This window comes from Anaerococcus sp. (assembly GCF_022770135.1).
GTDB lineage: Bacteria > Bacillota > Clostridia > Tissierellales > Peptoniphilaceae > Anaerococcus.
In genome coordinates this window covers 1-11,256 of record NZ_JALEIL010000160.1, presented here as the reverse complement: position 1 = coordinate 11,256, position 11,256 = coordinate 1, and the positions used below count along the sequence as shown (strand labels likewise).

10 protein-coding genes and 1 tRNA gene are annotated in these 11,256 nt (G+C 35.8%); 1 reads left to right on the top strand and 10 read right to left on the bottom strand.

Translation table 11 applies throughout. The features are described 5' to 3' along the window. The 10 genes from MRZ08_RS08045 to MRZ08_RS08000 all read right to left on the bottom strand — a co-directional run. Nucleotides 1–402: L-threonylcarbamoyladenylate synthase (locus tag MRZ08_RS08045; RefSeq protein ID WP_297381514.1), on the bottom strand; the 402-nt coding region annotated here is incomplete at its 3' end. Nucleotides 403–413: 11 nt separating this feature from the next. Beyond that, complete coding sequence (locus MRZ08_RS08040) at nucleotides 414–1,349, bottom strand: cation diffusion facilitator family transporter (RefSeq protein WP_297381512.1); 936 nt, start codon at nucleotides 1,347–1,349, stop codon at nucleotides 414–416. Nucleotide 1,350: 1 nt separating this feature from the next. Next, the gene (gene prfA / locus MRZ08_RS08035; RefSeq protein ID WP_297381511.1) at nucleotides 1,351–2,427 is read right to left on the bottom strand and encodes a peptide chain release factor 1; all 1,077 of its coding nucleotides are present in this window, start codon (nucleotides 2,425–2,427) and stop codon (nucleotides 1,351–1,353) included. Between the two features lie 3 nt (nucleotides 2,428–2,430). Then, nucleotides 2,431–3,225: a peptide chain release factor N(5)-glutamine methyltransferase gene (gene prmC / locus MRZ08_RS08030; protein WP_297381508.1), complete on the bottom strand. Its 795-nt coding sequence runs from the start codon at nucleotides 3,223–3,225 to the stop codon at nucleotides 2,431–2,433. Nucleotides 3,226–3,272: 47 nt separating this feature from the next. Next, entirely contained in the window at nucleotides 3,273–3,476 is a 204-nt protein-coding gene (gene rpmE, locus MRZ08_RS08025; RefSeq protein ID WP_015777682.1) for a 50S ribosomal protein L31, read from the bottom strand. A gap of 70 nt (nucleotides 3,477–3,546) precedes the next feature. Continuing rightward, on the bottom strand, nucleotides 3,547–4,851 hold the full coding sequence (gene rho / locus MRZ08_RS08020; RefSeq protein WP_297381506.1) for a transcription termination factor Rho: 1,305 nt from the start codon (nucleotides 4,849–4,851) through the stop codon (nucleotides 3,547–3,549). 47 nt (nucleotides 4,852–4,898) lie between these two features. Beyond that, on the bottom strand, nucleotides 4,899–5,762 hold the full coding sequence (gene fba / locus MRZ08_RS08015) for a class II fructose-1,6-bisphosphate aldolase (protein WP_297381504.1): 864 nt from the start codon (nucleotides 5,760–5,762) through the stop codon (nucleotides 4,899–4,901). Between the two features lie 52 nt (nucleotides 5,763–5,814). Next, a complete protein-coding gene (locus MRZ08_RS08010) occupies nucleotides 5,815–7,533 on the bottom strand; it encodes a proline--tRNA ligase (protein WP_297381501.1) in 1,719 nt (572 codons plus the stop codon). Beyond that, nucleotides 7,530–9,629: a Tex family protein gene (locus MRZ08_RS08005; protein WP_297381499.1), complete on the bottom strand. Its 2,100-nt coding sequence runs from the start codon at nucleotides 9,627–9,629 to the stop codon at nucleotides 7,530–7,532. The genes MRZ08_RS08010 and MRZ08_RS08005 overlap by 4 nt, the downstream gene beginning before the upstream one ends. Before the next feature lie 66 nt (nucleotides 9,630–9,695). Further along, nucleotides 9,696–10,880 carry a hypothetical protein gene (locus MRZ08_RS08000; protein ID WP_297381497.1) on the bottom strand — a complete coding sequence of 395 codons (1,185 nt, stop codon included), beginning with the start codon at nucleotides 10,878–10,880 and terminating at the stop codon, nucleotides 9,696–9,698. A gap of 100 nt (nucleotides 10,881–10,980) precedes the next feature. On the opposite strand from MRZ08_RS08000, the gene MRZ08_RS07995 reads away from it, so the two are divergent. Continuing rightward, nucleotides 10,981–11,056, top strand: a tRNA-Thr gene (locus MRZ08_RS07995). Nucleotides 11,057–11,256 lie beyond the last annotated feature (200 nt).

Here is an 11,256-nt window from a genome sequence, read left to right as displayed (position 1 = left end):
TTCAATAATTCTTCTTGCTATTTCATCTACTGGAAATCTCACAGCGACAGTATCTCCGCCCGCAGTTACAACTTCTGGTATGATTTCAGATTTTTTGAAAATCATGGTTAAGGGTCCTGGCCATAAAGTCATAAGCTTTTTAGCATCTTCACCCACATCTTCTACTAGATTATACAACATATCTTTATTGGAAATATGTAAAATTAGAGGATTATCAGCAGGTCTATTCTTAGTCTTGAAAATGTTTAGACATGCCTTCTCGTCTAGGCCATTTGCACCAAGTCCATAGACTGTCTCTGTAGGAATTGCAACAAGATCACCTCGTTTAAGAAGCTCTGCCGCCTTTTTTATGATATCATCATCTATATTTTCTCTATCGATCTTTAAAACTTCTGTTTCCATTACATCTTCTTTCACTTATCTTCAATTACACAATAGGTTGGATCCATGTGAATTGTTATCTCGACTTTTGTCTTTGAGTAAATTTCTCTTTCTATCTTATCGATTTCCTTATGGACTACTTCCACTGTGAGATTTGCAGGAACTTCCACATGAGCTGATCCCGCCATCCTGCCCTTGCCATATTCATGGATTTGTAAGTCATGATATCCAATTACAAGGTCACTTGCCATGATTATCTCATCAATTTTATTTTCTATCTCACTATCGACTCTTTTTCCAAGAAGTACTTCCGTAGTATCCTTAAACATCTCAAGACCTGGATAGAATACAAAAAACGAAATGATGATACCCATAATAGCATCTATATTGAAGCTTACATAACTTTGTAAGATTGATCCAACAAGGATTGCACTCGTAGCTATTATATCATTTCTCGCATCAAGCATTACACCAAGATTTAATTCGCTGTCGAGATTCTTGTAAAGTTTCTTATTTAGTAAGTAAATATATACTTTGAAGGCATTACTCAAAAGTAATATTACTAAGCTTAGAAGACTTATACCATCGAAATTATTATCACTAAAGCTTTTTACAGAATTTACGAAAAGAGTAAATCCCACGTACATAATTATGATTGAAACTAACAAGCTAATAACATATTCACTTCTACCATGGCCAAAAGGATGTTCCTTATCTGCAGGTTTTTTGCTGATATTCGATCCAAGAAGTGCCATAAATGAAACAACAGAGTCTGATAAGTTGTTAAAGGCATCGTTTATGATAGCCTGAGAGTGGATTACAAATCCAAGACTCGCCTTCATTATAAATAGCAAGATATTTATAGCTATACCTATAGATGAAGACAAGGATATTAAAGAAAGTCTATAGGTGAATTGATCCATTTCAGAGGATTTTTTGATAAACTTTCTCGATAAGAATTCAAACAATTTATTCGTCCTCGCCTATCTTTTCTAATTTTCTTGTTTGATCTTCAGCAATCAAGGAATCGATCATCTCGCCTATATTTCCATTGAGGAAGTCATCTAATTGATAAATTGTCTTGTTAATCCTATGATCTGTAATCCTTCCTTGAGGGAAATTGTAGGTTCTAATTCTTTCAGACCTATCGCCTGTACCTACTTGGCTTTTTCTATTATCAGCAATTTCCTTATTTCTCTTTTCTTCTTCAAGCTCATATATACGGGCTAGAAGAATCTTCATAGCCTTTTCCTTGTTCTTGATTTGGCTTTTCTCATCTTGCATACTTACAACAATTCCTGTTGGAATGTGGGTAAGTCTTACAGCGGAGTCTGTTGTATTTACTGATTGTCCACCATTTCCTGATGATCTAAATACATCAGTTCTAATATCATTAGGGTCTAGCTCAACATCGACTTCATCTACTTCTGGTAATACCGCAACTGTTGCTGTTGAAGTATGGATTCTACCACCTGATTCTGTTTCAGGAACTCTTTGGACTCTGTGAACTCCAGATTCATATTTAAATCTTGAATAAGCTCCCTCGCCCCTAATCATGAAGGTAGCTTCCTTGATTCCACCGACACCTTGGCTGCTTACTTCGACATCTTCTGTCTTGTAGCCTTCCTTATCGGCATACATATGATACATCCTGTAAAGGTCTCCTGCGAAAAGTCCAGCCTCGTCTCCACCAGCTCCTGGTCTGATTTCAACAATAACGTCTCTTGAATCGTTAGGATCTTTTGGTATGAGGAGAATTTTCATCTCTTCCTTGTACTTTTCTAAAAGCTTCTCGTTTTCCTTAATTTCGTCTTTTAGCATTTCGACCATATCTTGATCGTCTGCCTCATTGATTAGCTCTTTGTTTTCTGCGATTGTAGACTCAGAGTCTTTGATTTCGTCATATTTTTCGACTATTGGTTTTAGAGAGTTATACTCCCTAGTTATCTTAGTTAATTTAGAAATATCTGCCAAAACATCTGGATCTATCATTTTTTTCTCAAGATCCAAATAGTTTTCCTTAATATGTTCAATATTTTCAAACATCTTTTATCCTTTCTCAGCGATTATAAATCTATCAAAATCATTATAATCTTTCATACATTTAATATTTTTAAAATCAGATTCGTTCAAAAGCTCGCATATCCTTTGCTTTTGGTCATATCCAATTTCAAAAACAAGTCTTCCTCCATCGTTAAGATAAGAATTTGCTTCTTTTATTATTCTTCTATAGAAGTATAGGCCATCTTCACTTGCTAATAAAGCCGACTTTGGCTCATGGTACAATCTCTCATCTAAACTATCATAATCAGTTTGATTTATATAAGGAGGATTCGATATTATTATATCAAATTTTTCTGAAATTTCCTCAAACAAATCAGATTTTATAAAAGAAACATTAGAAGCTTTTAATCTCTCCTTATTTTCCTTGGCAAGACTTAGGGCTTTTTCTTCTATGTCACTGCCTACAATTTGGCTTGTTGGTAAATTTTTGCCTAAGCTAATCGCTATCGCTCCAGAGCCAGTGCCGATATCAAGTATTTTATCTTTTTTATAGGGAGAATTTACTAGAAAGTCTACTATTATTTCAGTTTCAAATCTTGGTATGAGGGCCCTCTCGTCTACCTTAAAGTTAAGTCCATAAAATTCCCATTCTCCTAGAGCGTATTGAAGAGGATATCCTTCCATATATTTTTTAAGTATCTGATCTAATTTTAAGCTAATCTCACTGTCAAGCTCTTCCTCACTTCTTAGGATAACTGAGCTCTTGTTAGTATCTAGGATATAAGTTAGAGCAATCAGGCTAATATCATAATTTTTATCTAAATAATCTTTTATTCTCATTTTTTATACACAAAAATAAGGTAAGTCGCCTTACCTTATAATTTCTACTATTTTCTACCGTATTTTTTGTTAAATTTCTCAACGTTACCACCACGTTCAGCATTTCTTTGTTTACCTGAGTAGAATGGGTGACAATTGTTGCAAACTTCTACTTTGATTTCATCTTCAGTAGAACCTACAGTAAATTCATTCCCACATGAAATGCATGTTACTTTTGCTTGGTGATATTCTGGATGTAAGTCTTTTTTCATATAACACCTCTTGTTTCTTCTTTCAATAAGCAATTAATATCATACCATCTGGAATCAATTATTGCAAGCCTTAGTAGGAATTATTTATCAATTCTATAAACTTATTGTTATCCTCAGTTCTTCTCATCCAATCAATTAACTCGACTATGGATTCAGCATTATTCATGTTGGATTTTCTTAGCTTGATTACTGCTTCAAGTTCCTTATCAGTAAGGAGGAGATCTTCTCTTCTTGTAGATGATTTCTCAATATTAATGGCTGGGAATATTCTCCTATCAGCAAGTCTTCTATCTAGGTGGATTTCCATATTACCAGTTCCCTTAAACTCTTCAAAGATCATATCATCCATCCTAGAACCTGTATCGACTAAGGCTGTCGCTAGTATGGTAAGAGAGCCACCATCTTCTATGTTTCTAGCTGCGCCAAAAAATTGCTTTGGTCCTACAAGAGCTAGGGGATCAAGTCCTCCAGATAGAGTCCTTCCAGATTGTGGAGTCATAATATTGTAAGCCCTAGCAAGCCTGGTTATTGAATCTAGAAGTATTACAACGTCCTTTTTTTCCTCTACAAATCTCTTAGCCCTTTCTAGAACCATCTCCGCCATATCAATATGGCTTTGTGGTGTTTTGTCAAAGGTAGATGCTGCTACTTCAGTACGCATGAGCTCGTTTTCTGGGTCCCTGTATTTGTTTACATAACGAATAAAGTCAGTTACCTCTTCTGGTCTTTCATCTATTAATAGAACTATTATTTTGATATCGTCGTAATTTTTCTCTATGGATCTTTCAATATCTTTGATGAGGGTGGTCTTTCCTGCCTTGGGTTGGGAGACAATCAAACCTCTTTGGCCTCGACCTATTGGACTTATAAAATCTATGATTCTTTCAGAAAAGTGATCCTTAGTTGTTTCAAGGGATATTTTTTCTTTAGGGTAAATTGGAGTTAGATCTTCAAAATATGGCCTGTTGTAGGCAACTCCTGGATTGATGCCGTTGACATCAGATACAAAAATGAGCGGTGCGAACTTATCTCTAGCGTGTTTTTCTCTTGCGATTCCTCTTATGTAATCTCCTGTCTTTAGTCTAAACATTTTAATCTGTTTAGGTGGAACATATATATCGTCATCTCCACTTTCATAAAGTTGGGTACGGAGGAAGCCATATCCATCTGGTAAGATTTCTAGAATTCCATCACAATCAAACTTTTGGCCTAGATCATTCTCTGCTTCTTCTTTTTTTTCTTCGTTTCTATTTGCTTCTTCTTCCTCAATTAGCTTGATGAGTTCATCTTTTCTATATTTACTTATAGATTCGATGCCCATTTCTTTGGCTAATTCTCTTAATTCTACTAGTTTTTTATCTTTTAAATTATCCATATATTCCTTTATAGAAAAAAGGAGCCCTAAGGCCCCCATTCTCTTTGTTATTTTGCACTATTTTCAGAACCAAACATGTCAATTTTTTCTTCGACTTTATCGATTACAGCTTGTGTTCCATCTGCTAATAATTTTCTAGGGTCAAAGCCTTTACCTTCTTGATCTTTGCCTGCTTCTATATATTTTCTTGTAGCTTCAGCAAATACAAGTTGACATTCTGTGTTTACGTTGATTTTTGAAACTCCTAGGCTGATAGCTTTTTTGATTTGATCATCAGGAATTCCTGTACCACCGTGAAGAACTATTGGCATATTTACTGCATCAGAAATTTCTTTTAGTCTATCAAAGTTAAGTCCTTGCCAGTCAGCTGGGTAAACTCCGTGGATATTGCCGATACCTGCTGCTAAGAAGTCAATTCCAAGACCTGCAATCTTCTTGCATTCTTCAACATCTGCAAGCTCTCCTGCTGACGCAACTCCATCTTCTTCTCCACCGATACCACCTACTTCAGCTTCTACAGAGATTCCTTTAGAGTGAGCAAGTTCAACAATTTCTTTTGTTTTTTCGAGGTTTTCTTCAAGTGGGAAGTGTGATCCATCAAACATTACTGAAGTAAATCCAGCTTCGATTGCATTCTTTGCACCTTCATATGAACCATGGTCAAGGTGTATCGCTACAGGAACTGTAATTCCCATTTCATCATGCATAGCTTTTACAAGGTCAGCAACTACTCTAAAGCCTCCCATATATTTGATAGCTCCCTCAGATGCTGCTACGATAACAGCTGTTTGTTTTTCTTCGCTTGCTTTAAGGATTGCTTTTGTCCATTCAAGGTTGTTTGTATTGAAGTGACCAATTGCATATCCATTTGCGTAAGCTTTATCTAACATTTCTTTTGCATTAACTAACATATTGTCTCCTTATAGTTCTTATTTTTTCTTTCAGTATAATAATACCCGTTTTCTATTTAAAAGACAGGTCTTTTTTGATTGAGTCTACGATTTTTTCTATAGCTTCACTTGATGAGATCTTTTCATTTTCCATATCTTTTCTTGTGGAATACTCTACAAGGTCCTCTCCTGCATCTTTTCCTACAGTGATTCTATATGGAATGCCCACTAGGTCTCTATCATTAAACTTAACTCCAGCTCTTTCTTTTCTATCATCAAGGATAATGTCGATTCTTTCTTCTTTTAATCTTTGATAGATTTTCTCGCCGAGTTCTTTTTGCTCATCCTTATTGATGTTAATTATTGTAACTATAGCTTCAAATGGAGCAACTGATGTTGGCCATATAATTCCCTTCTCGTCGTGGTACTGCTCAACTATAGCTGAGACTGAACGAGAGATTCCTATTCCGTAAGATCCCATAATAAATGGCTTTTGCTTACCATTTTCATCTAGGAAGTAAGCTTCTAAGCTTTCTGAATATTTTGTACCTAATTGGAAGATGTTTCCAACTTCTATTCCTCTCGCAGCCTTGAGCTTTCCTGATCCATCATAAGCCATGTCGCCTTCTTTGGCGGTGAGGAGGTCTTCTACAATCTCTCCATCGAAGTCTCTCTTGAAGTTTGCATTAATGTAGTGATAGTTGGTTTTATTAGCTCCAACTATTAGGTTATTAATTTTAGTTAAGGATTCATCAATTAGTACACGGATGTCTTCCTTTAAGCCAATAGGTCCAGTATATCCTGCCTTTGCTCCTGTTATTTTTTCGATTGTTTCATCATCAAGCATTTCGATTTCATGTTCTGGGACTTTAAGGTAAGAGATAAGCTTAGCCATATTTAGCTCCCTATCTCCAGGAACGAATACGAGTACTGGCTCTCCCTTTACCAAAAGATCTACTGCCTTAGCAGAATGATGGGAATCTTTCCCCAAAAACTCTGAGACTTCATCAATGGTTGTTTTTCCAACTGTTTCAACTAATTCTAATTCTTTCTCATCTTCTTTAACAAATTCCATCTTAAATCTTGCCTTCTCATCAGTTGCGGCATAGTCGGAATCATCAGTATAGAGGATTACTCCTTCCCCAGTTTCTGAAAGGGCGATAAATTCATGGCTCTTTTTGCCACCCATAGTACCTGAGTCACCTTCAACGATTTTATAATCAAGTCCCATCTTGTCAAAGGCCTCTACATAGGCATCCCACATTTTTTGGTAGGATATCTCAAGTCCTTCCATGTCAGCATCAAAGGAATAAGCATCCTTCATTAAGAAGTCTCTAGACCTATTGATACCGAATCTTGGTCTCTTCTCATCTCTAAACTTATCTACAATCTGATAAATATTTAGTGGAAGTTGCTTGTAAGAATTAAGTTCATCTTTAACAAGAGCTGTGAATGCTTCTTCAGCTGTTGGTCCAAGGCAGTACTCTCTTTCGTGTCTATCCTTAAGCTTAAACATTTCAGGACCGAAAGTTTCCCATCTACCTGAAGCTTCCCAGATTTCTCTTGCTTGTAAGATTGAAGTTGAAACTTCTATAGAATCGTGGTTTTCCATAGATTCTCTTACAATTGCTTCTATCTTATTTATTACTTTCTTGCCAAGTGGTAGGAATGAATACACTCCACTTGCTTGTTTTCTAATGAAGGCCCCTCTAGTTAAAAACTTATGGCTTGCAGTTTCTGCATCAACTGGGTCTTCTCTTAATGTTGGCATATAATATTTTGATAATCTCATTTTTCACCTATATCTTTCATTGATAGACCTATTCTCTCTTTTTTCCTGTCTATCTCTATCACTTTTACTTCTACAACTTGCGAATTGGTTAAAACTTCGTTAGGATTTTTGATAAATTTATTTGAAATTTTTGAAACATGGACAAGTCCATCGATACCGACGCCTATATCTACAAAAGCACCGAAGTCGGTAATGTTTCTGACCTTTCCTTTAAGTATCATACCCTCTTTTAGATCATCTATCCCCATCACTTCCTTGCGAGTTAGAACTTCTGGGTTATCTTCTCTAGGATCTCTTCCTGGCTTTTTAAGCTCAGAGATTATATCCTCAAGGGTCGGCACTCCTACCTCAAGTTTCGCCGCAAGACTTTCTAGATTGATACTATCAAGGTCCTCCCCTTCAAGTTTCTTGGCTATCTTGTAAGATTCTGGATGGACTGCAGTATTATCTAAAAGCTCCGGTGAGTCAGGAAATCTCAAGAAACCGGCACAAAGTTTGTAGGTCTTATCACCTAAGCCCTTAACAGTTTTCAAATCTTTCCTGTAGACAATTTTCCCTTCTTTGAAATCTTCCTCTATCCTTCTAGCAAGATTAGCATTAAGGCCTGATACGTAACTTAAAAGCTTGTAGGAAGCATTGTTAATACTCACTCCAACCTCATTTACCGCATCCTCCACTACCTTAGATAGCTCTTCATCTAGCTTCTTACCATCTAGATCGTGTTGGTATTGGCCAATACCAATGTGTTTAGGCTCAATTTTTACAAGTTCGGCCATAGGATCTTGGAGCCTTCTTGCCATGGAAATCGCTCCTCTTATGGTTACATCAAGATCAGGGAATTCCTCTTCACCCAAAGTTGATGCAGAATAAACAGAAGCTCCAGCCTCATTTACTATAGCATAGCTTAGTCCATCGACTTCTTGAATAAGCTTATTTACAACAAGCTCAGTTTCTCTAGATGCAGTCGCATTGCCCAGAGCGATGAGACTTACGCCATATTTTTCTACAAGCTTCTTTAATGTTGCTATAGCTTCTTTTTCCTTTTTATGAGGCTCCACGGGATAGATTACAGTAGAATCTAGATATTTTCCAAACTGATCTACAACCGCTACCTTACATCCCGTCCTAAAACCAGGGTCGAGTCCAATAACTGATTGGCCCTTGATTGGTCTTTGCAAGAGGTATGGCTTGAGGTTCTTACCAAATACGCCTATAGACTCATCTTCTGCATTTTCTGTGAGGAAGTTTCTCATTTCTGTTGTAATAGACGGAAGCATTAATCTCTTGTAAGCATCATCTACAGTTTTTACTAGAAGCGATTCCTGATAAGGGTTAAGGTCCTTATCTTCCCTGAATAAGTCAGCAATAAGTTTCTTGTTGTATTCATCTGTAAACTCAAGCTTCACAGTTAGGGCTTTTTCCTTTTCACCCCTATTGATAGCAAGGGTTTGGAAAGATTTCATCTCCCTTAATTTCTTAGAAAAATCATAATAATTTTCATAGAGACCGGCTTCATCTTCCTTTAAGCTACAAATAAGCTTAGCTCTTAGGAAACCATCTCTTCTGATTATATTTCTCGCTGGTATACTATTAGAAATATCTTCTGCCAAAATATCTAATGCTCTCTCCAAGGCTTCCTTTTCACTTTCCAGGACTTCTGACAGATATTTACTCGCTTCTTCAAGTGACTCTTCCTCACTTCCTGCCTTGGTAAACAAAAAGTCTAAAAGCTTGTCAAGACCAAATTCTCGAGCTATATCAGCTCTGGTTTTTCTCTTTGACTTATAGGGAGCATAGATATCCTCAAGGATGGTAAGAGTATTGGTAGATAGAATCTCCTCCTTAAGCTCTTCTGTAAGCTTACCTTGAGATTCGATAGAATTAATAATCTCTTCCTGTCTCTTCTCGATATTCCTATACTTATTGAGATTCTTCTCTATATCCCTAATCTCAACATCAGTAAGATTTCCGGTAGCTTCCTTCCTATATCTTGCGATAAAAGCAACGGTAGAGCCTTCATCCAAAAGATTAGTAACCGCTTCAATGCCCTTCTCGCTAATTTCTAGCTGTTTTGATAAAATTTCTGTAATGTTCATAAATAAAATAAACTCCTATAAAAGCAAAAGATAGGACTCATCCTACCCTTGCTTTATTGAATAACTCTAATTTCCTGTAATAAAATTGATCTTATATTTTGGGAAATTCATGCTTATAATTCTTCCACCAATATTTTGATAATCCTCTTCATCTAAATCGAAAATATTCGAAGGATCATAGAGAACTATCTTGGATTCTTTGATATCTGCGGGAGAAACTATAAGCTCAAACTTATAGATTGATTTATCCTTGGCATACTTAATCAGTATATCTATAAATCTTCCGTAATCGTACTCATTGTTATGCCTAAACTCCAAATCAACCTTGTACTCTTTCTCCTCAACCATATTGAACTTGGCCTTCTTGCTAGTATAAGAAGTAATCTCACCACTATGAATATTAGTGATCTTCATAGTCGTCTCATTAAGAGCCTTCTCATCGTCACGACTTACCAAATGGATAATATCAGTATTAGAAAGTTCCTTCTCGATCTTTTCAATCTCCCTTTCCTTATCCTTTATTCTTGTAAGGTCAGAACTTAAATCCTCGACCCTTATAGGATCATTTATTTTCACAGTTTTAGTCTTATCGGAATCAAGCCCATTAAATATCTTCACATCATCATCGAGCTTCTTTCTAACTCTCCTATCAGCATTAATCCCTCTAGGAGCTTGGTCTTTCTCATTTAAGTATTCGTCGATATCATCAAAACTCATCTTATCCTTAACAAGCCTAACATCATTTTCATTAAGATGCTTGTAAGTAGACAACAAAGTCCTAAAAATCATATACAAGAATGATAAAGAAGTAAGTAGACTCTTCAATGATCTAGGCAAAATATTATTGCTATCAACAATATTAATTAAGAGCATGATAATAAAAGCCAAAGCCCCTGTGTATCTAAAAAATCCATTCTTCCCAGGCTTATAATCACTTGCCTTTACCAAGTTAGAAGAAGTCTTAACTAAGATTTTAACTACCTTAATAACAAAAATAATCGCTCCTAATAAATAAAATCCTGCAATAACATTATTTAAAATAGGAAAAGTCCCATAAAGGTCAAAAGGTAAAGACCTAATCCCGTAATCTACAGCAAAGGTCAAAGCAAGCACAAACAAGCCGCTCTTTCTAAAAGCCTTAGAAATAATAAATAGTATTAATAATACAAGACCAAAGATTACCGGAATCAAAGTTATTCTATTGTATGTAAATAATTCAATTATATCATTTAATATATTTGTATAATCCATAATAACTCCATACTAATAATTATATCAAAAATCCCGTAAGATACAATAAAAATTTAAAATCCATTTCCAAGAAAGAAAAAATATGTTATCATATATGTATGCTAGAATAGCTCAATTGGTAGAGCACCGGTATCGTAAACCGTAGGTTGCAGGTTCAAGTCCTGTTTCTAGCTCCAAAATAAAACTCATAAAACCTTGGACTAATGATTGACCTGGTTTTATGAGTTTTTTGTTTGATTTAACGATAATATACACTGATATAAGTTTAAAATTACAATTTAAGATACAGGATTTCACCCCCGCCTATGCGGGTATAACGCAATATAATTTGCTTTTCTAACCGTATTGCCAGGATCACCCCCGCGTATGCGGGTAT

Excerpts from the sequence above, each read along its gene's own strand:
- MRZ08_RS08010 (WP_297381501.1), bottom strand. The coding sequence starts at position 7,533 with ATGAGATTATCAAAATATTATATGCCAACATTAAGAGAAGACCCAGTT.
- MRZ08_RS08005 (WP_297381499.1), bottom strand. The coding sequence starts at position 9,629 with ATGAACATTACAGAAATTTTATCAAAACAGCTAGAAATTAGCGAGAAG.
- rho (WP_297381506.1), bottom strand. The coding sequence starts at position 4,851 with ATGGATAATTTAAAAGATAAAAAACTAGTAGAATTAAGAGAATTAGCC.
- fba (WP_297381504.1), bottom strand. The coding sequence starts at position 5,762 with ATGTTAGTTAATGCAAAAGAAATGTTAGATAAAGCTTACGCAAATGGA.
- MRZ08_RS08000 (WP_297381497.1), bottom strand. The coding sequence starts at position 10,880 with ATGGATTATACAAATATATTAAATGATATAATTGAATTATTTACATAC.
- rpmE (WP_015777682.1), bottom strand. The coding sequence starts at position 3,476 with ATGAAAAAAGACTTACATCCAGAATATCACCAAGCAAAAGTAACATGC.
- prmC (WP_297381508.1), bottom strand. The coding sequence starts at position 3,225 with ATGAGAATAAAAGATTATTTAGATAAAAATTATGATATTAGCCTGATT.
- prfA (WP_297381511.1), bottom strand. The coding sequence starts at position 2,427 with ATGTTTGAAAATATTGAACATATTAAGGAAAACTATTTGGATCTTGAG.